This window comes from Desulfosporosinus fructosivorans (assembly GCF_004766045.1).
GTDB classification, from domain to species: Bacteria; Bacillota; Desulfitobacteriia; order Desulfitobacteriales; family Desulfitobacteriaceae; genus Desulfosporosinus; species Desulfosporosinus fructosivorans.
Window position 1 is genome coordinate 15,837 of sequence record NZ_SPQQ01000017.1, and the last position, 25,522, is coordinate 41,358.

At 42.3% G+C, this 25,522-nt stretch carries 19 protein-coding genes; 13 read left to right on the forward strand and 6 right to left on the reverse strand.

The window, feature by feature from the left end; genetic code table 11:
* Positions 1–85: 85 nt before the first annotated feature.
* From E4K67_RS26260 to E4K67_RS26270, 3 genes are all read left to right on the forward strand, one after another.
* Positions 86–664, forward strand: a complete 579-nt coding sequence (locus tag E4K67_RS26260; RefSeq protein ID WP_135552199.1) for a flavodoxin family protein — start codon at positions 86–88, stop codon at positions 662–664.
* 283 nt (positions 665–947) lie between these two features.
* Positions 948–2,684, forward strand: a complete 1,737-nt coding sequence (locus E4K67_RS26265; RefSeq protein WP_135552201.1) for an ABC transporter ATP-binding protein — start codon at positions 948–950, stop codon at positions 2,682–2,684.
* Between the two features lie 395 nt (positions 2,685–3,079).
* Positions 3,080–3,406: an SCP2 sterol-binding domain-containing protein gene (locus tag E4K67_RS26270; protein WP_135552203.1), complete on the forward strand. Its 327-nt coding sequence runs from the start codon at positions 3,080–3,082 to the stop codon at positions 3,404–3,406.
* On the opposite strand, the gene E4K67_RS26275 is transcribed toward E4K67_RS26270, so the two are convergent.
* Both E4K67_RS26275 and E4K67_RS26280 read right to left on the reverse strand, forming a co-directional pair.
* Entirely contained in the window at positions 3,407–3,619 is a 213-nt protein-coding gene (locus tag E4K67_RS26275; protein WP_338031919.1) for a 4Fe-4S binding protein, read from the reverse strand.
* A gap of 291 nt (positions 3,620–3,910) precedes the next feature.
* Entirely contained in the window at positions 3,911–4,843 is a 933-nt protein-coding gene (locus E4K67_RS26280; protein WP_135552205.1) for an alpha/beta hydrolase, read from the reverse strand.
* A 523-nt stretch (positions 4,844–5,366) separates the two neighbouring features.
* Between E4K67_RS26280 and E4K67_RS26285 the strand changes: the two genes are divergently transcribed.
* Together E4K67_RS26285 and E4K67_RS26290 are read left to right on the forward strand one after the other, a co-directional pair.
* Complete coding sequence (locus E4K67_RS26285) at positions 5,367–7,595, forward strand: acetyl-CoA hydrolase/transferase C-terminal domain-containing protein (RefSeq protein ID WP_135552207.1); 2,229 nt, start codon at positions 5,367–5,369, stop codon at positions 7,593–7,595.
* 320 nt (positions 7,596–7,915) lie between these two features.
* Positions 7,916–10,144, forward strand: coding sequence for an acetyl-CoA hydrolase/transferase C-terminal domain-containing protein (locus tag E4K67_RS26290; protein WP_420841591.1), 2,229 nt, complete (start codon positions 7,916–7,918; stop codon positions 10,142–10,144).
* 172 nt (positions 10,145–10,316) lie between these two features.
* Here the strand turns inward: E4K67_RS26290 and E4K67_RS26295 are convergent, their stop codons facing one another.
* Entirely contained in the window at positions 10,317–12,545 is a 2,229-nt protein-coding gene (locus tag E4K67_RS26295; protein WP_158408583.1) for an EAL domain-containing protein, read from the reverse strand.
* A gap of 335 nt (positions 12,546–12,880) precedes the next feature.
* Here E4K67_RS26295 and kamA point away from each other — a divergent pair, with 335 nt between their 5' ends.
* The 8 genes from kamA to E4K67_RS26335 all read left to right on the forward strand — a co-directional run bounded on the left by kamA (position 12,881) and on the right by E4K67_RS26335 (position 20,308).
* Complete coding sequence (kamA, locus tag E4K67_RS26300; RefSeq protein WP_135552210.1) at positions 12,881–14,125, forward strand: lysine 2,3-aminomutase; 1,245 nt, start codon at positions 12,881–12,883, stop codon at positions 14,123–14,125.
* Positions 14,126–14,258: 133 nt separating this feature from the next.
* Positions 14,259–15,296, forward strand: a complete 1,038-nt coding sequence (gene kdd, locus E4K67_RS26305; protein WP_135552212.1) for an L-erythro-3,5-diaminohexanoate dehydrogenase — start codon at positions 14,259–14,261, stop codon at positions 15,294–15,296.
* 16 nt (positions 15,297–15,312) lie between these two features.
* Entirely contained in the window at positions 15,313–16,899 is a 1,587-nt protein-coding gene (kamD, locus tag E4K67_RS26310) for a lysine 5,6-aminomutase subunit alpha (protein ID WP_135552214.1), read from the forward strand.
* Positions 16,900–16,913: 14 nt separating this feature from the next.
* Positions 16,914–17,672: a lysine 5,6-aminomutase subunit beta gene (gene kamE, locus E4K67_RS26315; RefSeq protein WP_135552215.1), complete on the forward strand. Its 759-nt coding sequence runs from the start codon at positions 16,914–16,916 to the stop codon at positions 17,670–17,672.
* Positions 17,673–17,677: 5 nt separating this feature from the next.
* On the forward strand, positions 17,678–18,112 hold the full coding sequence (kal, locus tag E4K67_RS26320) for a 3-aminobutyryl-CoA ammonia lyase (protein WP_199242656.1): 435 nt from the start codon (positions 17,678–17,680) through the stop codon (positions 18,110–18,112).
* A gap of 30 nt (positions 18,113–18,142) precedes the next feature.
* On the forward strand, positions 18,143–18,967 hold the full coding sequence (kce, locus tag E4K67_RS26325) for a 3-keto-5-aminohexanoate cleavage enzyme (RefSeq protein ID WP_135552217.1): 825 nt from the start codon (positions 18,143–18,145) through the stop codon (positions 18,965–18,967).
* Positions 18,968–19,070: 103 nt separating this feature from the next.
* Positions 19,071–19,673 (forward strand): ferritin-like domain-containing protein, encoded by a 603-nt coding sequence (locus E4K67_RS26330; protein ID WP_135552219.1) that lies wholly within the window; start codon positions 19,071–19,073, stop codon positions 19,671–19,673.
* 104 nt (positions 19,674–19,777) lie between these two features.
* Positions 19,778–20,308: a nitroreductase family protein gene (locus E4K67_RS26335; RefSeq protein WP_135552221.1), complete on the forward strand. Its 531-nt coding sequence runs from the start codon at positions 19,778–19,780 to the stop codon at positions 20,306–20,308.
* Between the two features lie 401 nt (positions 20,309–20,709).
* On the opposite strand, the gene E4K67_RS26340 is transcribed toward E4K67_RS26335, so the two are convergent.
* The 3 genes from E4K67_RS26340 to ade form a co-directional block, all read right to left on the reverse strand.
* Entirely contained in the window at positions 20,710–21,915 is a 1,206-nt protein-coding gene (locus tag E4K67_RS26340; RefSeq protein WP_135552223.1) for an LUD domain-containing protein, read from the reverse strand.
* Positions 21,912–22,892 (reverse strand): (Fe-S)-binding protein, encoded by a 981-nt coding sequence (locus tag E4K67_RS26345; RefSeq protein ID WP_135552271.1) that lies wholly within the window; start codon positions 22,890–22,892, stop codon positions 21,912–21,914. Before E4K67_RS26345 ends, E4K67_RS26340 begins: the two co-directional genes overlap by 4 nt.
* A 468-nt stretch (positions 22,893–23,360) precedes the next feature.
* A complete protein-coding gene (gene ade / locus E4K67_RS26350; protein WP_135552225.1) occupies positions 23,361–25,151 on the reverse strand; it encodes an adenine deaminase in 1,791 nt (596 codons plus the stop codon).
* Positions 25,152–25,522: the final 371 nt, after the last annotated feature.

Sequence of the window (25,522 nt, forward strand, 5' to 3'; positions counted from 1 at the left end):
AGGTACGTACTTGTTAATTAGTATTATATCGTTTAATATTACTTTAGACAATTACTTAAGCTAAAAAGATTAGGAGTGATCGGATATGAAAGTTGTAGCATTTAACGGAAGTCCGCGTGTTAATGGGAATACTAAACAAAGCCTCGAGATTGTCTTGGCGGAATTAGACAAGGAAGGAATAGAAACAGAAATTATCCAATTGGGTGGACGTAAAGTCTTTGGTTGCTTGGCCTGTGGAAAATGTCGAGAAATGGAAAATAATCGGTGTGTGCGCAAAGATGATGAAATGAATACTTTCATTCAGAAAATGGAAGAGGCTGATGGAATCATTATTGGTTCGCCCACCTACTTCAGTAATGTAAGCACAGAAGTAAAAGCCCTTATCGATCGTTGCGGTTATGTCTCAAAGTCCAATGGCGGTACGATGCTGAAAGGAAAAGTAGGAGCATCGGTCGTTTCTGCCCGAAGAGCCGGCTCTACTTTTACCTACTCTGCTATTAACTTCTTTTTTGGCATAGCTGAAATGACCATTTGCAGTTCGAATTATTGGAATCTAACCTTATCCCGTGATCCAGGTGATGTCCAAAATGATGTGGAGGGCATCCAGACCTTCCAAACTCTTGGCAAGAACATGGCTAAGCTTTTGAAGCAGGTCAATGCTTAATACTCGCTAACAACTAACACGATAGTCGCAATAAGCCACTCAAATAACTTGATTATTGTTAAAGTAGGCCGTCAGCAGATAATGCGAACGGCCTACTTCTGACTTCTCAAGATAAAAACTTTGCTCAAATTAATTATAAGATCAGGAAAATTGACACCACTAGCGAGTCTGGTACTAGGGTTGCTCACGAAAAATATCTGATAAGAATCACTTTACACATGACAACCTTCACTTCTGTTGTTACAATGTACATAAAACTCTGAGAGGGGACCCTATCACATAAATGAATATTCTCAAAAAGTTTATTAAGTATTACAAGCCCCATAAGTTCCTTTTTTATACAGACATGTTATGTGCCTTGATCGTTTCCATGATTGATCTGGCCTTCCCTCAAATTCTTAGTTATCTTACCAAAAATCTGTTTACCCAAGATAAGGCAACGATTCTGCATGCTTTAGCTTTTGTTGGCATAGCCTTGTTGGGGATGTACGTCATAAAGTATTTTTGCCAGTATTTTATTATTTCATGGGGACATATTATGGGTGCTCGCATGGAAACCGATATGAGGTATGATCTTTTTAATCATTTCCAGAGGCTATCCTTTTCTTATTATGACAAAAACAACACTGGAGAAATGATGTCTAAACTAGTCGCGGACTTGTTTGATATATCTGAGCTTGCTCATCACGGCCCAGAAAACCTTTTTATATCCGCACTGAAAATCGTCGGTTCTTTTATTATCTTAATGATGATCAATGTCAAAATGACTGCAATTTTGTTGTTTGTCACAATTATCATGGTGCTCTTCACCGTCTATAAAAATATTAAAATGGCTCCCACATTTACTGATATTAGAGTAAAAATTGCCGCTGTGAATTCCAGCGTGCAGGATAGTCTTTCTGGAATTAGAGTGGTCAAATCTTTTGCTAATGAAGACGTGGAAAGTGAAAAATTCAGTCTAAGCAATCAGGATTTCTTATTATCCAAAATCAAAGTTTATAAAACCATGGGGAATTTCCACGCTTGGAATTCTTTTTTTGAGGGATTGCTCTATGTTGTAGTCATTATATCTGGAGGGGTATTCATCGCCGAGGGATCGTTGAAAATCACCGATCTGGCTATCTATGTTCTATATATTAATATTTTTATCAATCCAATTGATGTTCTCATTAACTTTACAGAACAGTTCCAGAAAGGATACGCCGGATTCAAACGCTTTGTCGAGGTTGTAGAAACTCAACCAGATATAGTGGACAAAGCAGGCGCCGAACCTCTCACTGATGTTGTAGGGCAGATTGAATATAGAAATGTGTCGTTTCACTATAATGATGATTCCAGTGTTCTAGATAATGTAAGTTTAACGATAAGGGCAGGGAAAACCATTGCCTTGGTCGGACCGTCCGGCGGGGGGAAAACAACCTTATGTTCTCTGCTGCCGAGATTTTATGACGTCACCGCGGGATCGATAACCATCGATGGCAAGAATATCCAAGATGTTACCTTGGAGTCGTTGCGAAATACAATCGGCATTGTGCAACAGGATGTTTATCTGTTTGACGGCTCAATCAAAAGAAATATAGCGTATGGTAAGGCAGACGCTACGGATGCCGAAATCATAGAGGCTGCTCAAAATGCCAATATTCATGAGTTTATAATGTCTCTCGAAGAGGGTTACGAAACCTATGTAGGGGAACGTGGAGTAAGACTCTCTGGCGGTCAAAAGCAAAGACTTTCGATAGCTAGAGTGTTTTTAAAGAATCCTCCGATCTTAATCTTGGACGAGGCTACCTCATCTCTCGATAATGAAAGTGAACAATATATCCAGAAATCACTGGAAAAACTCTCTAAGAACAGGACTACCATCGTGATTGCCCACAGGCTGAGTACGATCAAAAATTCGGACGAAATTGTAGTGGTGACCGACATCGGCATCCAAGAACGAGGCAATCATAAGCAACTCATCGAAAAAGGCGGAATCTATGCCCATTACTATGACATGCAATTTGAGGGTTTGGAATAGTTTACACTTGCAGGAAATTGGACAGAAAAAGGCAATCACGATCCTCAATAAATGAACACCTTCCAAGAGATACCGACATCGTGTGAAGGCCTACACGTCTTCCGGGATGTTAGGATCATAGATCAGTCTTTGAAATGCAAAAGAGCGCAAAACAATTGCGCTCTTTTGCATTTTCATTAAACCCTAAAGACTGCTAATTTAAACTTGACACCACTATTTCCACTGCAATCAATGGAGCTTATATGAGAGGTTCCAATGCATCGTATAGTTCGCCTCTTCGAAAATAAGAATGAATGAACATTCAGAATTTCATTGAAGTTTGGAAAATACTATGGTATATTTTGCAAGAAAAGAATCTCATTCACTAGAAAGATAGAAAAGGGAGGATTTAAATTATGACAGTTAAAGCAGAGTTACACGCACTTGTGGAAAAAATGAATGCAAACCCAGTCCATATCGAGTCTGAAAAAGATCGTGTATTCCAGGTGAACCTAAAGGAAAGTGGATCTTTACAACTTGTCTTAAAAGGTGGACGTGCAGAAGTCTTTGAAGAAAATCTTGGGGAACCAGAAGTGACTTTAATCCTTTCTGATAAAAATTTCTCGAAATTGCTGAAGGATGACTTGAATGCTACAATGGCCTTTATGACAGGTAGTTTAAAAGTCGAAGGTAAAATGGGTTTGGCATTAAAGCTTCAGGAACTGGTGAAATTGTATCAATAATTAGTTCGCCTGTATTGCTCCCATAGGGCAATATTTCACACACACCTTACATTCAATACATTTTTCAGGATCAATGCTTGGTGCATCGAATCCATTTTGTACAATTGCACCAGTCGGACAGACTTTAATTGACGGACAAGGATGATTTTGAGGGCATCTATTTTTCACAACTGAAATATTCACAAATTCACCTTCCTTAGATTCATTAATCATTATTTTTATACCCCCGTAGGGTATATAGACAGTATAGATTCAGAAAAGTTATTTGTCAAGACAAAGGTTGCTTTAATCGCACTTTCAATTTTAAAAAAACCTGGTTTCTGCTATCCCTTCAGTTGCTGACGGTAGCCTTAGTTGCACTTATGCGCAGTAGCCAAGGGGATGGCCAGAAGGGCCCTTCTATAAAAATATAACTAAAAGTTATATTGTCTGACTATACAAGAAAGGATTTAAAGCTTGTTCCGCCTTGAACAAGCTTTAAATCCTTTCTTGTATAAGATCTTTTCACTCTAAATTGCCATCTAACCAAGCAATGACATCCCTCATTACTTCTTCACGATTCGTTTCATTGAGCATTTCATGTCTACCGTCTTTATAAAGTTTACACGATACATTCCTGATGCCAATTTCTTTATAAGTATCGAAAAGCTTAATGATACCTTTCCCCTGTCTGCCAACAGTGTCCTTATCCCCTGAAAAGATGTAGATAGGTAATTCTTTAGGGACAGTTGCGATATTTCTTTTGTTCTCGATTTCTATTAGTCCTGTTAATAAATCATAAAAGAAGCCCGCCGTAAACACAGTCCCGCAGAAAGGATCATTTATAAACTTATCAACTTCAGTAGTATCTCTGCTTAACCAGTCGAAATCTGTTCGATTTGGCTTAAATGCCTTGTTATATCTTCCAGAAGACATTTTGGCTAGTTTTTCACTCTTTGCCCTTCTGCCATGTATCATAACTTCAACTTTTGCAAGTAAACGCGCTATATGAAGGATAATTCCCTGTTTGCCATTAGAGCCTGTTAAGATGGTCCCTTTTAATTCCTGCCCATACAACATGATATACTTCTGGGTCACGAAGGAACCCATGCTGTGTCCCAATAAGAACAACGGCAAATTTGGCTTCTCCCTTTTAATGATTGCACTAAGTTGATGGAGATCTTCTACTAACCATTTGAACCCTTCCGTTTCTGCGAGATACCCTACATTTCCAACCGTCTTTGCGGTTTTCCCATGCCCTCGGTGATCATTAATATAGACGATATAACCATTTTCCGTTAGTTTCTTGGCAAATCTCTCATATCGCGCCCCTGTTTCTGCCATACCATGAGCTATTTGCACAATACCCTTAGCCGTAACCTTATCGTCTGGCATCCAAGTAGAAACAAATATCTCTGTTCCCTCTTCCGATCTAAAAGTAAACTCGTTCCTCGACATAGGATTTCCCCCAGTACTCTTTTATTGATCCAATCACATAAGTCGCGCAATTCAACAAGTGGGAGTTGGCATCCCGTGCTCTGCCTCGGTGTCAAAAGTCTCTTTATTTAACGAATTCACTTTGTCCTAAAATCCATCTCATTTCAATTCTCCACAAGCCAATATATTCCTTCATTTAGAAAGAATATATCGTTATAGCCTCCGTTCACAGAGATTACACAATATATTAGGTAATAGGTATTACTTAATAAGCAGTCCCGCTTCTTGGGCTGCTTTTTGTTATTACGAAATATTGTCAAACTCATGATTGTACTACTTTCCTGCTGCTAAGTTAATTGATAAGTAGCACTATATTTAATTTATTAATTTATTTTGATTATTCTATTATATTATCATCGAAAATATGATAAGATTCAGTTATATGAATGGCTATTCACAAAATTCGTTAATTATTAGCTTCACAGTTTATCAGTTGGACCTATTCATAACTTAAAATTTTAATGAAATGGTAGGCGACTATAACATGAATGATACTCCAGGAATAATTTATGACGATGTGAAAAAGTGCGTTGATGAGGTAATTCAGTATGTCGGAAAGGATATCACCTACTGTATGAGCCTTGCCCTTGGTAAACCTATTCTCTTTATCAATGAACTTTACAGGCGAGCTAAAGAGGATCCTGAAATTAAGCTTAAAATTATTACTGCCCTGGCTCTTGAGAAACCAAAAGGCCATACTGACTTAGAAAAACGTTTCCTAGGACCGCTCTCGGACAGGGTTTTCGAAGGTGTTCTAGAATTTGATTATATGCTCGATTTCCGAGCAGGAAAACTATCTAAAAACGTGGAAGTCTTAGAATTTTTCTGTAAAGCAGGTGGATATTTAAATAGCCCGGAAGCCCAACAGAATCACTTAGCGACGAACTACACCCATGCTTCTCGGGATGCTATGGCCTTGGGTGCAAACGTCTTCGGCCAACTTGTTGGCTACCAAGAAATCGACGGCAAGACAATGTATTCTATGAGTTGTAACACAGATGTTAGTATAGAGGCTGTTAGGGTACTTAAGGAGAAAAGAGCCCAAGGAGATAAGGTCGCTATTATCGGGGAAGCGAACAAAAATATGCCCTTTATGTACGGAGATGCCGTTATGGAAGCGGATACCTATGACATTATCCTTCAAGGACCACAATATGATTATGAGCTTTTTTGCCCTCCTAAGGACCCCGTCGCACTCTCCGATCATATGATTGGTATCAATGTCAGCACCTTAATTAAAGATGGTGGCACTATCCAAGTAGGCATTGGCGCCCTTGGTGACGCTATTGTCTCAGGGCTTATCCTACGCAACGAACATAATGATGTATATCAGGAGATCCTCCAAAAAACCAACATTGTGACACGATACGAAAAATTAATCGACGAGTGGGGAGGGACTGGAGTTTTCCAGAAAGGACTTTATGGTTCATCAGAGATGTTTGTCGATGCCTTTATGCAGATGTATAAAAGCAAAATCTTAAAAAGAAAAGTCTTTGACAGTATCCCCCTCATGAAACTTATCAATGAAGGAAGTCTCACGGCTGAAAGCATTCCTTCAGACATCATTGAGCAACTGATTGAGATGAAAGCCATCCATTCTAAACTGAGTGAAGAAGACTTTTCGTTTCTCACGAAATTTGGGATTCTAAAAGATGGTCTTACCTATCAGTTAGGTAAGATTAGAGACGGTGGAACTGAGTATGCTACAGATATGAATGACGAAAAAAACCTCAGCGAAATGCGAGTGTTGCTTGGAAAAGAGCTGAGAGGCGGTCAAGTTATCCTTGGCGCGTTCTTTGTTGGTCCTAAAGCCTTCTACCAAGCCCTGAATGACATGAGTGAAGAGGAAAGAAAGCTCTTCGGCATGTCTGGTGTTGAAAAGGTCAATCAGCTTTATGGAGGGGAAGAACTGAGAACCTTACAAAGAAAAGATGCCCGTTTTGTCAACACGGGCATGGTGGTAAGTTTACTCGGGTCCATTGCATCAGACCAGCTCGCTGATGGTCGCGTTGTCAGTGGTATCGGTGGACAATATAACTTTGTGGCGATGGGGCATGCCCTACCAGATGCTAGGGTTATTATGATGGTTAAAAGCACCAAAGGATCTGGCAAAAGTCTTAAATCTAACATAGTCTTCAGTTACGGGCATTGCTCCATACCTAAGCATCTGCGGGACATCATTGTTACAGAGTACGGAATCGCCGATGTTAGAAGCAAACCCGAGAAACAGGTAATTGCCGAAATAATCAATATTGCTGATTCTCGCTTTCAAGTTCAGCTACTTGCTCAGGCGAAAAAGGCGGGTAAAATACCCCTTGATTACGAAATTCCTGAGGAGTACAGAAATAATCTACCTGAAAAAATCGCGGCCTTACTGAAACCCTATCAAACTCACGGTGTTTTTCAAGCTTTTCCATTCGGGACGGATTTAACTGAAATCGAAATCATCCTCGGTGGTGCGTTAAAGGGTTTAAAAAGGCTCTCGAACGGAAGTCGTTTTAAACTGGGAACGGGAGTACTCTTGGAATTCCTTAGATCAGTCCCAGAATCCGCCCATCCCTTCATGGAACGCTTGAGCCTTGAAAAACCGTCTTCTATTAAAGAAAGAATCATGAGAAAGCTAGTTATATTTGCCTTAAGAAATAACCAAAGTCTTTCTAATACCCGACTTCCTCAAATTCCTACCTCAGACAGCAAACCTATCAGCAGCTAACTCCCTTCTAGTGAACTCGTTCCACTCAAGCTGAAGAATCTCTACATCTCCACTTTTTCTGATAGTCACAATATAGGGGTAGTATCAAAATCGAAAGCGATTTAGTTACTACCCCTATTTATATTTTTTTATGTACTTGAATAATCCAAATTAATTAAATAATTCATTGTTTTTATATTACATTATTTACCCATTTGTGATAATATTCAATTAATGAGTGAATAGCCATTCATAAATTGAATATTCTAAGCTTTTAATAATATACCTCCAACTTCACTCTCTGTTGTTAGAAAATTTCGAAGAAATGGCAGGCGACTAGTATGTTGAATGAAAAGCCAGGAAGGATCTATAACGACGTAGCAAAATGTGTTGATGAAGTGATTGAATATGTAGGGAAGGATATCACCTTCTCTATGACCCTTGGTCTAGGTAAACCAGTTCTCTTTATTAATGAACTATACAAACGAGCCAAGGGAAATCCCGAAATCTCGTTAAAGATTATTACTGCTCTCTCCCTTGAAAAACCAAAAGGCCACTCTGACCTAGAAAAAAGGTTTATCCAACCTCTTTCCGATAGAGTTTTTGCGGAAGTTCCAGAATTTGACTACATGCTTGATTTCAGAGAGGGAAAACTTCCGAATAATATTGAAGTCTTCGAGTTTTTCGGTAAAGCGGGCAGCTACCTGAATAATCCAACACCTCAGCAAAATCATTTGTCTTCACACTATACTCATGTCGTTCGTGACGCTCTAGCACTTGGAACCAATGTCTTCGGCGAACTAATTGGTTACCAAGAGATCAATGGCAAAACCACATATTCCATGGCTTGCAACCCAGATATCTGTCTGGAAACGATTCGAAAAATGAATGCCATGAAGGCCAGAGGCGAAAAGGTTGTTGTTATTGGGGAAGCAAATAGTAAATTGCCTTTTATGTATGGTGATGCTGTTATAGAAGCTGAAAACTATGACATTATTCTGCAGGGGCCACAATATAACTATGAACTATTTTGCCCTCCTCAAGCTGCCGTTGCCCTGTCCGATCACATGATTGGCATCAATGTCAGTACCTTGATTAAAGACGGTGGCACAATCCAAGTCGGAATTGGTGCCCTTGGCGATGCTATTGTTTCTGGACTTATTATGCGCAATGAACATAATGATATCTATCAGGAAGTCTTGGACAAGGTCGGCTTAACTAAACGCTATAAAAAACTCATTGCGGAGTGGGGAGATACTGGAGTCTTCAGCGAGGGACTATATGGCTCATCCGAGATGTTTGTCGATGCCTTTATGCAGATGTATAAAAGCAAAATTCTAAAGCGGAAGGTTTTTGACAGCATCCCTCTGATGAAATTAATTAATAACGGCAAACTATCTGCTAACAACATCCCTACGGACATCATTGACCAGCTACTGGAAATGAAAGCGGTCCATACAAACCTTAAGGCCAAAGACTTTGCCTTTCTTACTGAGTATGGAATTCTCAAAAAGGGCCTTCGCTATGAAAATCATTCTATTATCGATGGAGAGCTCATCTACTCGGCTGATTTAAATGATGAGAAAAACAGACTTGAGATTCGAAAGCTGCTTGGAAAGGAACTTCTCAAGGGTTATGTAATCCAGGGTGCCTTCTTTTTAGGTCCGAAAGCCTTTTACCAAGCTCTTAATGATATGAGCGAAGAAGAGAGAAAACTCTTTGTCATGTGTGCTGTCGAAAAGGTTAACCAGCTTTATGGTGGTGAAGAACTAAGGACCCTACAGAGAAAAGATGCCCGCTTTATAAATACTGGCATGGTGGCCAGTGTTCTAGGCTCCATCGCCTCAGATCAACTTGCGAATGGTCAAGTGGTTAGTGGAATCGGTGGCCAATACAACTTTGTCGCGATGGGTCATGTTCTTCCGGATGCCAGGGTTATTATCATGATTAAAAGTACAAAAGGGTCGGGCAAAAGCCTCAAATCCAACATCGTCTTTAGCTATGCGCATTGTTCAATACCCAAACATTTTAAGGATATCGTGGTGACCGAGTATGGAATTGCAGACATTCGTAGCCGACCGGAAAAGGAAGTCATCGCTCGGATGATCAATATTTCTGATTCTAGATTTCAAAAGCAACTCCTCGATCAAGCAAAAAAAGCAGGCAAGATTCCTCTGGATTATGAAATTCCTGAAGAGTATAGAAATAATCTACCCCAAAAAATATCTACCCTACTGAAGCCCTATCAAGCTCAAGGTCTTTTCAAGCAATTCCCGTTTGGTACAGATTTAATGGAAGAAGAGGTTGTACTGGCTGGAGCTTTGAAGTCCTTAAATGCACTGGCGAAGGCAAATCGTCTTAAAATGGCAAAAGGGTTATTGCTGGAATTATTTAGGCCGGTCCCAAAATCAGCTCACCTCTACTTGAAGAGAATGCAACTGCTCGCTCCTTCTTCTTTGAACGAGAAAATCATGAGAAAGACCGTCGTCTTTGCACTTAGGAACAATCAGCAGCTTCAGGCTTCTGGTCTACTTGAACCAACTGCTCCCCATCTCGTAATAAATAAATAACAAATATTTAATAAGTAAGTTGCCTAGCTACCTAACCGCCTTAGGGTTACTATTGCACACACCAAGCGGGAGTCTCACGATCGGATGACATGACTAATAATAAAAGAGATTATATAATGAGCCAAAAGTAAGGGGCACGATGCATCGTGCCCCTTACTTTTGGGCTCTGGTATTAAAGTTTTGTATCACACGACCTTCCGATTCTTAGCATTTCTTGTTTTACAAAGCCTTCATAGGTTAGTCCTGCTTTTTGAATCACCCTAGTTAACGCTTCATTTTCTAAAATCCCCTTGGTAATGATACCTTCCAACATTTTTTCGGGCACCGGTTCTTCAAAGAAATATCCTTGAATATTATCACAATTTCCCTTGATAAGGTAGTCAAATTGCTTTTTAGTTTCAACTCCACCAGCTATCAATTCAATATTAAGCTTATGCACCAGAGAAATTATCGATTCTGCCAAAGCATCTTGAGGTCTAGGCTGATCTATTTCGTGAATGAATTCTTTATCTAACTTGACCATGTTAATAGGCAGTTTTTTTAAGTCACTAATTGAGAGTTTTCCAGTCCCAAAATCAGTAAGCGTAATCCTAATCCCATCATCTTTCAAGACTTTCAAGACACTGAGCACATTGTCTATTCCATTAAAGGCGCTTTCTGGAACTTCCAACTCAAGATTAGAGGGTTCAATCCCTGAATGTTCAAGTACCTGTGAGATTACTTCATAAAAATCTTGTTGTTTAATCTGTATCGGCGAAATATTCACGGACATATTTAGATTTAATCCATAAGCCTTATTTAACTTGTGACATAATTTGCAGGCCGTATTGAGGACCCAACTCCCAATAGGGACAATCAGACCTGTTTCTTCGGCAAATGGGATAAACTCCATTGGCATTACCAACCCCACTTCTGGATTGTTCCAGCGAATTAAGGCTTCAAAGCCGCGTAGCCTTCTTGTCCTAGCTTCGTATTGGGGCTGGTAGTGTAATTCAAATTCCTGATTACTGATAGCATTGTTAAGCATAGTCTCGAGCTTAATTTTTCGTTCGAGCCCTTCTTTGATGTCATTGTTAAAAAAGTAATAACCATTCTTGCCAAGTTCTTTTGCCTTGTACATCGCTTTATCGGCATTCATTAAGATAGCTTCAGAATCAACACCATCATCAGGAAATACTGATATTCCAAGACTAGCCGTTATGTTCATTGGCTTACCGTGAACGTTATAAGGATCTCCTAAGACTTTTTTCAATCTATTAATGATCGGAAATAATTCGTTATTATGTTTAATATCTTGGAATAAGAGCAAAAAATTATCTTCCCCTACTCGGGCGACAGTATCGTAATCTCGCATACAAGAAACAAGTTTTTTTGCAGCCTCTACTAAAATCGCATCTCCAACCTTATACCCTAAGGAACTATTAATTTTTTTAAAATCATCCAAATCTACCAAGATTACCGCTGCTTTCGAAGCGGTTCTTTTGTATGTGGAAATAGACGTGTTCAAGCGATCTAAAAATAAATTTTTGTTGGGCAAATTTGTCAGGGAATCACGATAAGCTAAGAGCATTATCTTTTGTTCATTGTGTTTTGAAGTTGTAATATCATGATTTATGCCAATAACCTCAATGATCTTTCTATGAACATCGAAGATGGGAAAAAGGGTTATCTGATAGTGTCTTACACTTCCATCCTGCATCGTAAAACCATGCTCTGTAACGCCTGTATTAGTAATAATGCCTTTCAGCAAAATGGTATTCCAAGCCATGTTAGTCTCTTCAAGCTTCAGAAATTGGGAAATATTCGCTCCTATGATCTCTTTAGCTGTTTTTGCCGCTAAGGTGCAAAAACTTTTGTTGACTGAGGTGATAGTCCCATCTAAGCCACAACTATAGATAATATCGTTTGAGTTTTCTACAATTTCCCTATATCTATCCTGTGTTAATTCTTTGTTGTTTTGAACATCTTCAAATTCTTTTTTTAATTTATTCTCCGCAGTAACGACTTGCTCATAAGCTGTAACTAGCAGGTTGTTCTTTTTTACTAACTCAAATTCTTTTTGTTTTAACGTTGTGACATCAATAAAATGCGCTGAGAAATACCCTTTTCTAGTTGAATTTGTATGAACAAGAAACCATTGGTTAGAGGGTTGGGAATAATGTTCAATGACCCCGGGCTGACCAGTTAGTGCCACATTACCATAAAACTCAAGCCAATTGACATCGTCATTAATAATACCTGGATCAATCTCCATAATTCTCCTACCTATAATATCCCCTTGCTTTAATCCCGTCATAAGTTCGTAGGCAGAATTAATTTCTAGAAATTCATAGTCTACTGGCATATCATTTATATCAGTAATAATTCTATGATATGCATACGCACTAAGCATATACTCCATTAAATTCACCTCCAAAGGTAGATCCATCGCGGTCTGATTCTTACATTTTATCCTTAATTTCTAATTTTTCCAATCTTTTCTTTTCCGTCTTAGTTTTTGTACTTCTTAGTTTTAGTTAATCTCATTCCCCTGTGAGTAGTGGAGCCATAAAATTTACCGTCGGTTGGAAAATCCCGAGTGATTGTCTCTTCATAGACAAAATCTAATTTTATATAAGCCGATCGCAGCATGATTGTGGTCCCCTACTAATAGAAGTATCAATTCAGGTAATGTTCTGAGCCATTCGCAATAAGATATCATATAACAACACACGTATAGGAGGTATCCGTGCCCGAATGCATAAACGTAACCCCCTCTTAAAATGGGCCAATATTCCAGCTGATCAATGGAATGATTGGCACTGGCAAATTTCGCACCGGATCACGACAGTTGATGAGCTGAAAGAGGTCATACCGTTGACCGTAGGAGAAGAAGCAGGCATTGCTCATTGCCTAGAAACCCTTCGCATGGCTGTCACCCCTTATTACGCCTCACTGATCAACCCTAATGATCTTCATTGTCCAGTTCGCCAACAAGCTGTTCCCACCTCTCTTGAACTTCATGTTGGCGAATATGACCTATTTGACCCTTTACATGAAGACACCGATTCTCCGGTTCCAGGCCTGACGCACCGTTATCCAGATCGAGTCTTACTGCTGGTAACCGATCAGTGTTCCATGTATTGCCGCCACTGTACTCGGCGCCGCTTGGCAGGTCAAACGGATCAGGCTCTGCCTTTAGAACATTTCAATCAGGCCCTTGACTACATACGGGCAACTCCAAAAGTGCGAGACGTTTTGATTTCCGGAGGGGATCCCTTTACGTTTTCAGATGAGCGTTTGGACTATATGCTCTCTAACTTACGGGCTATTCCTCATGTGGAAATCATTCGTATCGGAACCCGAACGCCGGTCGTCCTTCCCATGAGGATCACAGATAGTCTTGTACAAGTGCTGCGCAAACACCATCCCATTTGGGTCAATACTCATTTTAATCATCCCAAGGAAATAACGCCCGAATCACGAGTTGCCCTTGCTCGTCTTGCCGATGGTGGCATTCCACTTGGGAATCAGTCCGTCCTTCTGAGAGGGGTCAATGACTGTCCAAACATTATGAAGAAACTCGTGCATGAATTAGTTAAAAACCGAGTCCGCCCCTACTACCTCTATCAATGCGATCTTTCTACCGGCATCGAACATTTCCGGACGTCTGTCTCTAAAGGGATCGAGGTAATAGAAAACTTACGTGGCCATACGAGTGGATATGCTGTTCCCACCTATGTCGTCGATGCTCCCGGAGGGGGCGGTAAAATTCCAGTCAGTCCCCAATACCTCATCTCCATGGGTCCTAATAAAGTCGTACTTCGCAACTATGAAGGAGTCATAACTGTTTATGATGAGCCAAATATATTACAAGAAGTATGTGTTTGCGAGTATTGTCAAGAAAACGACACTGGGGTCGGCGTACTGAAGCTGTTTAACCATCAGAAACTTTCACTAGAACCGGAAAACCTCGACCGTCGCCACCGCCATGCCAAGTAATCCGCGGACTTGTCCTCCATTTTTGAGACAACCATCCCTATTTAGGGAGAGTGGTAATCCCGCACAAAGTCTTGATGTTAAGGTGGATCTGAACGAATTCAGTATTATTATATAGCGAAGGGAGTTTTTATAGTTGGCTTTAGGCTGTCCATACGGAACGCATCGTGTCCTTGGACCTTTAGGGGTGTTCCCTCAACCTGCAAAATTCATAAACAACGATTTTTCTACCCTTTATGATAACGAAATCTTGATCGAGGTCGAGGTATTAAACATTGATTCCGCTTCGTTTAGCCAAATCAATACCCAAGCCGAAGAAGACCCAGCAAAGATTGCTCAAATCATCTTAGAAACCGTTATCCAGCGTGGAAAACAACATAATCCAGTGACCGGGTCCGGTGGTATGCTGATCGGAAAAATCAAAACTATTGGATCCGCTTTACAAAGCCGTCCCCTAAACGTGGGCGATCGGATCGCCATCCTTGTCTCTTTATCCCTAACCCCTCTTCATATCACTGAAATCATTGCTGTACACAAGCATGTTGATCAAGTGGAGATTCGCGGTGAAGCGATCTTATTTGAGAGCGGCATTTATGCGAAACTTCCAGAAGACATGCCCCAAAAACTTGCTTTAGCCGTACTTGATGTCGCTGGTGCTCCAGCCCAAACGGCTAAGATCGTCAAACCTGGAGATACGGTCGTCGTCATCGGAGGGGGCGGTAAATCTGGGCTCTTATGCCTTCACGAAGCGTGCAAACGTGTGGGAGTCACTGGCAAGGTGATTGGTATTAGTCATTCTGAGGCTGGGGTTGCGCGGATGAAGGAATCTGGTCTTCCAGTCATCCCGCTTCAAGGGGATGCCTGTGACGCGCTCTGGGTGTTGCACCAAATCAAAGGCTTGACCGACGGTAAATTGGCGGATCTCACCTTAAATATGGTCAACATCCCACAAACCGAACTGGCAAGCATCCTCGCCACGAAGGATAAAGGAATTGTTTATTTCTTTAGCATGGCCACATCGTTTACAGCAGCAGCCCTAGGAGCGGAAGGGGTAGGTAAAGATGTGACCATGCTGATAGGAAACGGTTATACCGAGGGACATGCAGAGATCGCTTTAGCTATTTTACGAGAAAACCCCCGCCTTCGAAAAATTTATGAGAGGACTTATGCCTAATGGAAGGTGATTCCACATGACTCGCCCATACCTGCTCAACAAACTTAACCTAGATCACAATCTTATTATAAAAGCAAGAACTCTAGCTAAAGACGTCGTTGACCAAATCTCTCCATTTATCGTCTCCCACAGTACGGACAGTGTTGAACGCACGGTTCTTCGATTGCTTGGTGTAAAAGGTATCGACCCGGAGGGAATTCCCTTACCAAACGTTGTTGTCGATCACCTTAAGAAACTACGCCTTCTGGAAGGTGGGGCCGCACGCATGTTGGCCAAAGCTTGCCTTCACTACCAAGCGGAACCACAAGCCCTAGCTGAACGATTGGCTCGATCGGAACTGTCTTTTGAGAGTCTTCCCGATTTTCCTGAGGATAGCATTGGTAAGAAAGCCTCCAACCTTGCTCTACCTTCGATAAGAACCATTCGTCAACAACGTCTAAGACGCGCGGACTTGATCACTAAATTTAGTGAAAGGAGCGAACCTTTTCTCTATGCCATAGTCGCCACTGGTAATATATATGAAGATATCTTGCAAGCGCGGGTAGCTGCCCGACAAGGGGCCGATATCGTAGCTGTAATTCGCTCAACCGGTCAAAGTCTGCTCGACTATGTACCCTATGGGCCAACGACCGAAGGTTTTGGCGGCACATTTGCTACCCAAGAAAATTTTCGAATTATGCGCGAAGCACTCGACGAAGTTGGGCAAGAACTCGGCCACTATATTTTGCTTACAAATTATTGTTCCGGACTTTGCATGCCAGAAATCGCAGCTATGGGCGCCCTAGAACGACTCGATATGATGCTCAATGATTCCATGTATGGCATCATCTTTCGAGACATCAACATGCAACGCACGTTCATCGATCAATATTTTTCCAGATTAATTAATGGGTTTGCTGGGATCATTATCAACACTGGTGAGGATAATTATCTGACCACCGCCGATGCGATTGAAGCAGCGCACACTGTCCTAGCGTCTAACTTCCTCAACGAACAATTTGCTTTTCTCTCTGGTCTTCCAGAAGAACAACAAGGTTTAGGCCACGCCATGGAAATCAACCCTGACGTCCCAGACGCCTTTCTCTATGAAATTGCCCAAGCTCAGCTAATTCGGGAAATATTTCCCCGCTCACCAATTAAATACATGCCTCCTACCAAATATATAACTGGGGACATCTTTCGCGGACATGTTCAGGATACACTCTTCAATGTAGCCTCTGTATTAACTGGTCAAAGCATCCACCTGCTAGGGATGCTCACGGAAGGAATCCACACCCCCCTCATGCAAGACCGATTTCTCAGTCTGGAATCCGCTAAACTAGTTTTCAAGACCATGCGGCATCTCCAGGAAGAAATTTCTTTTACTGAAAACGGCTTAGTACAACGACGTGCTCAAGCCACCCTTCAAAAGGCGGTCGGCATGTTGGAAGAGATTCAAAAGATCGGCCTGTTTATGGCCCTTGAGCAAGGCATGTTTGCGGATATTTCCCGAAAACCGTTAGGCGGGCGAGGACTCGACGGTGTTTTTGAAAAAAATCCTCAGTACTTGAATCCTTTCCTTAAACTTCTTACGCCACGAACATCGAGCCACGAACTACAATAAAGGTGGGGATCTTCTTGCCTACTGTTGATCTTAAACAAGTTCATCCCTATGGGGATACTTTTGATGATGGCATCGTGCAACTATCCTTTACCCTACCTGTGCCTTTTGGAGAGGAAGCGCAGGAGGCCGCTCGACGCTTTGCGTTGCAATGTGGCTTTCAAGAACCGAAAGTTGTACACGCTCAGGATCTAGGGGAAGGCTTTAGCTTCTTCGTCCTTTATGTGAGTTCTCTGGTCAGTGTAGACTTCACAGAGATTGAAGTTCCTAAGTTTTCTCATGAACATCTAGAAAAACCCGAAATTGAAAACCGCATTCGTACTTTACTCGGTCGGAAACTGGTCGTCGTAGGTGCCTGCATCGAGAGCGACGCCCATACGGTTGGTATCGATGCCATTATGAATATGAAAGGGTATAACTCTCATAAAGGTTTGGAGAGTTATATTGAGATCGATGCCTATAATCTGGGGGCACAAGTCCCTTGTGAAGAATTGCTGGCTAAAGCTCTCGAAGTCTCTGCAGATGCGATCTTAATCTCTCAAGTGGTCACCCAAAGATCCCTCCATCTCCAGAATCTCACTCGGATGCTCGAACTCGTCGAGTTAGTAGGACTACGAAAGCGTTTTGTCCTCGTTGCTGGAGGACCAAGGATTAATTACGAATTAGCCAAAGAATTAGGATACGATGCAGGTTATGGACCAGGCACTTATGCTGAAGATGTGGCCAGCTTTGTTCTTGATAGAGTACTAGCTCAGACTAATTTAAGTAAGGAGTGACATCTATGTATGAAAGTAAACTTCGTTTGCGCATCAGTGCTGGGGATGCCCACTACGGCGGTGGTTTAGTTGACGGAGCCTATATGCTCAAACTTTTTGGAGATGTGGCCACTGAATTACTCATCCACTCCGATGGAGATGAAGGTCTCTTTGTGGCCTATGACAATATCGAGTTTCTTGCCCCGGTCAAAGCCGGAGACTATATAGAAGCAACTGGTGTTATTACGCACTATGGCAATACATCGCGCCAAATGCGCTTTGAAGCAAAAAAAGTTATCTCCCCTCTCCTCAGGAGCGATTCGGCCGCTGAAATCCTAGAAATACCTATACTTGTCTGTCGCGCTAGCGGAACCTGCATGGTGCCAATTGCTAAGCAACGTTTCGAATCCCCACAGCATTCGTGGCTTTTAAACACTCTTCATATTGAAACCATTCTCTGATATTGTAAGCTGATGCCATCGGAGGGACTTATGGAAAAATTAATTATTACCGCCGCCCTTGTCGGCGCAGAAGTCACGCGCCAACAAACCCCTTACCTACCCCTTTCCCCTCGTGAAATAGCCGATGAAGCAGTTAAAGTACGCGTTGCTGGTGCCTCCATTGTTCATTTACATATGCGTGATCGATTTGGAAACCCGTCCCAAGATAAAGCACTCTTTGCTGAGGTAATTTCGCACATTCAGACCGAAACCGATCTTATTATTCAGGTATCCACTGGGGGAGCCGTTGGAATGAGCGCAGAAGAACGGGTTGCCCCCGTAACCTTGGCTCCTGAGATGGCTTCCCTCAGTACTGGGAGTGTTAACTTCGGGGATAATGTTTTTAGTAATCCTCTACCAATGATTCGGGAGTTTGCCCGTGCCTGCCAAGTCCATCACGTTAAACCAGAAATTGAGATCTTTGAAGGTGGAATGATTCAAAATGCGTTGACCTTATTGAAACAAGGCTTGCTTCACGCCCCCCTTCACTTCAATTTTGTCCTAGGCGTTCCTGGAGGGTTACCAGCCACTGCTAAAAATTTGCTTTTTCTCCTCGATTTGATCCCTTCCGCTTCAACCTGGACTATTTCCGGGATTGGTAGGCATCAGTTGAGCATGAATACACTCGGCATTATTCTCGGAGGACATGTACGAACGGGTTTTGAAGACAACATTTATTACCGAAAAGGGGTTCTTGCGGAAGGAAATGCTCCCTTCGTCAGCCGATTGGTAAACCTAGCTCAGACCTTGGATCGTTCAGTCGCTACTCCCCTTGAAGCCCGCAAACTACTTGGAATCCTGCCTCTACAAAGGTAAGGATTTTCCTTTTTTAGTGGGCTGTGGTTCTAAAGTGTATTGCTTCTAAATTTTCGGGTAATAATCTCTTTAGAAACAAAGATATGAATGGGGGCCAAGCCCAATGGATATGGACACACTCATTTCTAAACTCAATTGGTTTTACACTTTAGAGTTGAATCAAGTAGACTTTTACTACGCTCAAAGCAAAGCCTTTAAAGGTAGATATAGCAGCATTGTCCTTGAGCGTTGCGCAAACATAGAACAAAATCATGTGGATAAAATCGGGGAGAAAATAAAAGACCTCGGTGGCAAACCTACAGTTTTGGGTGATATTATCTCACCCATTATCGGTAAAGTAGCTGGGGAACTTATATCCATGACAGGTTTAGAAGATACGTTAGCGATTGATATTATGATAGAACAAAAAGCCATGAAGGATTATAATGACTTAATTGAGAAACTGCACAAAGATAATTACGGCGATAAAGAGTTGATCAAAATTCTTCAACATAATTTTGTGGACGAGCACTTGCACACCGAGTGGTTTCGGACCAAAATAATCGCCATGAAACAATACGAATTCACTGCCAAGCATTTTAGTGCTAGTACCGAAATGCACTCTGAAACCCAAATGAAAGAAAGTATCCACAAAGACCAATACCGAACAAACCCTAAAAGGGCAAAACTGGTTAAACCTCGCCCGATAAAAAATGTTAAATGGTAAAAATCACAGGCCCACAATACCAAATGTTTCATTGCCCTTGTATTGTAAGATCGCATGGATATAATTGTTATTGAAGTCTAATAACGAGTTAGGAGTTGATTATATTGAACCAGACTATCGAAGTCATTTTAAAAAGAAAAGGAACAATGAGCTATACTAGTCAACAGATTTGTGAAAGTGACATGGAAATCATAATATCAGCTGGTATTGCTGGCCCAACCGCTAGGAATCTCCAAACCAGACATTTTACGATTGTACAAAACAAAGAATTGCTTCAACAAATAGACAATGGTGTGCGTATTCTAATGGGTGCTCCAACGGAGTATAACGCTTTATACGGTGCGCCGTCACTTATTATTACTTCAGCGCCGATAGAGAATGCTCCGTTTGCTGATCAAGACTGCGCTGCAGCTGTGGAAAATATGTCATTGGCCGCTACGTCCTTGGGGCTTGGCTCACGTTATGTTGTCTCTCCAACTAGATTTATCGAAAGCGAAGCTGGCAAAACTGTACAACAGGCACTAGGTATTCCTCAAGGATACCGTTGCGTTGCATGCCTAATAGTTGGTTATGATGCTGATCCTTCTCAAACTCCAGTTAGCAGAAACATGGATGTTGTAAATTATGTAAAATGATCATATTATCCTTGAGCACTCGGAACTCTAATCAGTTAACATCTTAACAATTAGCCAGAAAGCCGCCTGTTTATATTCAGGCGGCTTTATTATAGACACCCCCTTTTCAGTCAATTTTAAAAACTTTCTATCAAGTTTTATTGCCGTAAGGTCTGATATAAACCTGCGCTTTTCTCTTTCCCAACAATTGTTCTTACTAAACAATTGTTGGGAAAGAGAAAAGACCCCCGCTTAGGAGGTCTACGATCAAGTATTATCTTTTGGATACATAGATAATCAAAACAAATTTTAATTAAATTTTAATTTAATTCAATTTAATTCAATTCAATTCAAGTTATTTAAGCAGCTTTTGTGCTATTTTGTGCTATTTGTACCAACTCATTTGATGAACGTCAGTTTAACTATTCCCCATAAATTGAACGTTTGCGTAGCTCTCCGACCATAGCGGGTACATTAATGCTCATCGGGCACCTTTCGACACATCTGCCACAACGCAGGCAGGAATAGGCCATCGGGGCTGCCTTTTCCATACCTCCTGATACAAATGCTGTCCAGATCGTGCCTATACCGCCCATGTAGATATGCCCGAAATGTCCTGCTGTTACTTGAAAGACTGGACACTCATACATGCATCCGCCGCAGCGCAAACAATTCAAAGCTTCGCTGAACTTCTCTTGTTTGGCCATCTCACTTCGACCACTGTCAACGAAGATTACATAGAATTCTTTAGGGCCATGGGCACCATAAGTCGTCACCTTTTCGATGTCGCCCGTTTTGCTTGGACCGCTGACAATATTGACATAGCCAGGTATACCATACTGAGCATATCGCCAAGTAACCTCGGCAACTTTCATAGCATCCTGGAACGTTGGCACTAATTTTTCAACCCCTACGATCACGATATGGACTGGGGGAGCACCAGTAGCCAAGCGCACATTTCCTTCGTTTTCAATTATTACCATAGCACCTGTGTCAGCAGCCACTACGTTGGCTCCGCTAATACCGATATCCGCAGTAAAGTACTTCTCGCGCATGAACTCTCTTACTACCTTTACTTCCTCAGCAATGTCAGGCGGAACCTCTTTGTTAAAGAACTTGCTAAAAACCTCAGCTACTTGTTCACGCGGTACATGAATCGAGGGCGAGAGAATGTGCATAGGACGTTCCTTGCGCAGTTGAAGGATAAACTCACCCAAATCTGTTTCCCAGACTTCATTACCTTTTTCCTCGAGATACTCACGTAGATGAAGCTCTTCTCCTAGCATGCTTTTCCCTTTAACAATCGTTTTATTAGTACCGATTATACCGAGGGCAATTTCCAAGGCAGCCTGATGGTCCTTTGCGTAAAAAGCCTTCCCTTTGTTACGCTCTACGGAAGCCATCGCAGTCTCCAGCAATTTGTCTAGATTAGCCATAGACTGGCATTTGAGTTCCCGAACTTCTTCAGCTAATGCTGGAGTGTGCGGAAAACGTTCCATCGTTTCGGCTACTGTGTTCCTGTATGCGTCTACTGAACGAGTGAGAGCTTTTTGAATGTTAGTGTCTGCGCAGGCATTATTGAGGGACTTAGCATATTCGACAAAGTCCTTCCTTAAATCGACTGTCATGCTACAACCCCCCTATATAAAAATTCGATTAAATCTTCGATAATTGCCGAATCACCTTTAGCTCGGCCGCCCTCCAAGGCTGACAAACAATACGGACAGGATGTCAGAATATGCTCAGATCCGCTGGCCTTCAACTCATTCACACGGCGTGCTCCTATGACGTGGGATAACTCGGGAAACAGGATTTTAATTGGGCCGCCACAACAGGTCGTCCATTCCCGGTTACGAGGAGCTTCCTTCACTTCTACTCCGACGCACTCCAGAATATCTCTTAATTCTTGGTGAATGCCTAACTCTCGAGCTAAGCGACATGAATCGTGAATTACGACCGATCCCGTAAAAGGAATCTTGGCCAACTTATCCCGACGTTGCCAAACTAACTCAACAAAAGTAACAATTTCGAAATCAAAATCCTTAACCATTTTTGGATAGACAAACTTAAAGACTTCTGCAGCATGCGGAGAGAGACAGACTATGGTTTTGGCCCCGCTCTTCTTGACCACTTCGACTACTTTTTGGACGTACTCCTGCATATCGTCTAAATAGCCTAGTTCATAAAGCAAGGCACCACTGTACAATTCTTCATTGCCCGCATAACAGAACTCATACCCTAGCCCTTGGAGCACTTTCGCAGCCTTAAAGCATACCGAGTTGTATCTGTCCTTGTCCTTAGCCAGGACCGAAGCATAGATTTTTTCTGCATTGATGCCAGCCTTTTCTATTATGTTACGTACTCCCATCATCATGGAAAAAACTTTACTACCTTGATCCATAAGGGTTATCGTTTTTACCAGCGAATCGATAAAGGGGAGCATCTGATATTCTCCACCTGTATAAAAAAGAAATTCCCCTTTAACTGGCAAGTTAAGTCCTTTAGCCCAAGCAGCAGCCTCTGACCCTTTTAAGGCCAGCGGATTACCGTGCTTAATAATATTGTCGCTGATGATATCTAGTACCATTGGCATCTTCATTGGCATCTTCATTTCCATAACTATTAATTCCTCCCAAATAAAAAAGGGTATACCTTCCCCAATGCGCTGACCAAGGATGGTCGAGTGTCCCTGTAGCCATGCCAAAAGAGGGCGTTTGAGCTTAGCAACGCCCTTTCAGTTTAGAAGCGCGCATCTTGGCCTGTGACTTTGATGTTAATTAGTACTAGCCCAGAGATGGCGTAATGAATCTGATATTAAGTATAAATAAAAATTCTACAAAGTGTAAGCCCAGATTACCTATGTATTATGTATTCTTGTTTTCAATTTCACAAGCTATGAACATCGAACAGAGTAAAGGGCAACACTCCCTCTTATCGATGTGAAGTGTCACTCGGATTAAATATAACTATTTTTGTGTATTCTAAGGGGATATGTGGCGTAACGTGTCAGTCGATTACACGCTTAAGCAGAGAGGGCCTTCAATTTGAAGGCCCTCTCTGCTTAACTATATTTTTATTCAGCAAAAAGCGTTGTAAAGCCGTTATTATAAACGTTGACAAGGCCTTTGTCCGTTATTCTGATTTCGGGAATCACAACCAGCGAAAGAAGCGACATCGTCATAAAGGGTGAAGCAAGCGACGAGCCCAGAGCTACCCACGCATTAGAAAGCTCACCAAGCGCATCGGCAACCTCCTGCGCCGATAAATCGCTCATCAGCCCAGCTATCGGCATTTTCAACAGTGACAGAACCTTTTCACCCTCTACCGCCACCATGCCGCCGTCAGATTCAACGACTTTATTCGCCGCAAAGGCCATTTCGGCATCACTCATCCCTAACACAACCAGATTGTGGGCATCATGGGCATAGGTTGACGCGACCGCGCCCTTTTTTAGACCAAAGCCATGGACAAAACCAACACTCATTCCGCCTTCCGGCGTGTGCCTGTTAATGACCGCAACCTTGCAGATGTCTTTTTTTGCATCAAGCTTAACTTCTCCATTTTTAACTGGCAGGGATTCGACCATTTCCGTCGTCAGCACATTGGAGTCATGAACGCCGATCACCCTTACCTTTGCCGTCTCCGTGCCAAGAGGTGCTTTTACAATAAAGTCACTCGGCAAAATCTTTCGGGTTATTTTCATCGAAGCTCTGAGCTGCTCTGGGTATACATAGCTTCCGATAGGCACTGTGAGCCTACCTTTTTCCGCTACAAGCTCCCCGTTGATGATCACTTTTTCAACCCTAACCTGAGCTAAGTCGCTCAATATGTTGATGTCAGCAAAACGCCCCGGTGAAATCGACCCGATATCGCGTTCCATGCCGAAGCAACAAGCAGCGTTGAGGGTTGTCATCTGGATCGCCGTCACCGGCCTTACACCCATGGAAACTGCGAGGCGAATGATATAATCCATGTGCCCACAATTCAAAAGGGTGTCGGCATGTGAATCATCGGAAACGAGCATAGCAAGCCGGGTATCAATCGTCTGCTCCGTAATTGCTTTTATTACTTCGGGCAGGTCATTCCAGGCAGACCCCTTCCTGATCATGGCATACATGCCGAGCCGCATTTTGGCGAGAGCTTCACGTGCACTGGTCGATTCATGGCAGCAGCTAATTCCTGCCGCAATATAAGCATTTAACGCGGCACCCGTATCCATCAGGGGAAAATGGCCGGTTACCGTCTTGCCCGCCTCAAGGGTTTTCTCCACTTTTTCGCAGGTTTGCGGGTTACCGCTCAAAATGCCGGTATAATCCATCATTTCGCCAAGTCCCTCGACACCTTCCCAGTTCAGCGTGTTTTGGATATCCTCTGACGTTATGGTACTGCCTGTGTTTTCAAGGCCAGGCGATGCAGGCACACAAGAGGGTATGGTTGTGAAAACGCGTAGCGGTGTTGTCGCCCCGTCTTCCATCATGGCAGCCATGCCGTCCAGGCCAGCGACATTGACAATCTCATGGGGGTCCATAAAGATTGAAGAAGTTCCATGGGGAATCGTCGCTTTCGCATACTCTCCCACAGTCATCAGGCTGCTTTCTACATGCAGGTGCCCGTCAATAAACCCAGGTACCAGATACATCCCTTGTGCGTCGACAATAACCGTTGTTTCGCCAACAGTCATCGCTGCATCGCCAACCAACGCAATACGCCCGAATTTTACGGCAACATCTGTGTTGGGCAGAATTTCTCCAGTAAACACATTGACAAGCGTGCCGTTTTTAATGACTAAATCGGCCTTTAGTTTCCCCTGCGCTGTTGCGGTGAGCTGCCTTCCGACTTCCCAGAGCTTATATCTCTTGTTCAAATAAATCCCTCAATTCATCACATGCTTATTTCCATCATATATTCTACAATTCCTGACAGTAGCCGACCCTCTTTTAATCATTCCCTTATCAGTATACTTGAATTTATCATCCAATAACATTAATATCAATCTCGCTCCTCTAAAAATCGAGATGCCACCCCGGTTGGGGGCCATGGACTAGACTGACGCTCTCTCATAACCAGAGAATGAGAATTCCCTTGTATTATGCCATATTCTGGGCACAAATGACAGAGGGATTTAGCAAACACTGCGACTGGATCACGATTACTATTGCCATCTCGCCGCCCCTGACAAACCATTTAACCATGACCTGGTGGAGCCATGGCGGAAAGAGAGTAACGACCTCTTCG

Bases quoted from the DNA above. Each gene is read 5' to 3' on its own strand.
- E4K67_RS26260 (WP_135552199.1), top strand. From the start codon at position 86: ATGAAAGTTGTAGCATTTAACGGAAGTCCGCGTGTTAATGGGAATACT.
- E4K67_RS26265 (WP_135552201.1), top strand. From the start codon at position 948: ATGAATATTCTCAAAAAGTTTATTAAGTATTACAAGCCCCATAAGTTC.
- E4K67_RS26270 (WP_135552203.1), top strand. From the start codon at position 3,080: ATGACAGTTAAAGCAGAGTTACACGCACTTGTGGAAAAAATGAATGCA.
- E4K67_RS26275 (WP_338031919.1), bottom strand. From the start codon at position 3,619: ATGATTAATGAATCTAAGGAAGGTGAATTTGTGAATATTTCAGTTGTG.
- E4K67_RS26280 (WP_135552205.1), bottom strand. From the start codon at position 4,843: ATGTCGAGGAACGAGTTTACTTTTAGATCGGAAGAGGGAACAGAGATA.
- E4K67_RS26285 (WP_135552207.1), top strand. From the start codon at position 5,367: ATGAATGATACTCCAGGAATAATTTATGACGATGTGAAAAAGTGCGTT.
- E4K67_RS26290 (WP_420841591.1), top strand. From the start codon at position 7,916: ATGTTGAATGAAAAGCCAGGAAGGATCTATAACGACGTAGCAAAATGT.
- E4K67_RS26295 (WP_158408583.1), bottom strand. From the start codon at position 12,545: ATGGAGTATATGCTTAGTGCGTATGCATATCATAGAATTATTACTGAT.
- kamA (WP_135552210.1), top strand. From the start codon at position 12,881: ATGCATAAACGTAACCCCCTCTTAAAATGGGCCAATATTCCAGCTGAT.
- kamD (WP_135552214.1), top strand. From the start codon at position 15,313: ATGACTCGCCCATACCTGCTCAACAAACTTAACCTAGATCACAATCTT.
- kal (WP_199242656.1), top strand. From the start codon at position 17,678: ATGTATGAAAGTAAACTTCGTTTGCGCATCAGTGCTGGGGATGCCCAC.
- kce (WP_135552217.1), top strand. From the start codon at position 18,143: ATGGAAAAATTAATTATTACCGCCGCCCTTGTCGGCGCAGAAGTCACG.
- E4K67_RS26330 (WP_135552219.1), top strand. From the start codon at position 19,071: ATGGATATGGACACACTCATTTCTAAACTCAATTGGTTTTACACTTTA.
- E4K67_RS26340 (WP_135552223.1), bottom strand. From the start codon at position 21,915: ATGACAGTCGATTTAAGGAAGGACTTTGTCGAATATGCTAAGTCCCTC.
- E4K67_RS26345 (WP_135552271.1), bottom strand. From the start codon at position 22,892: ATGCCAATGAAGATGCCAATGGTACTAGATATCATCAGCGACAATATT.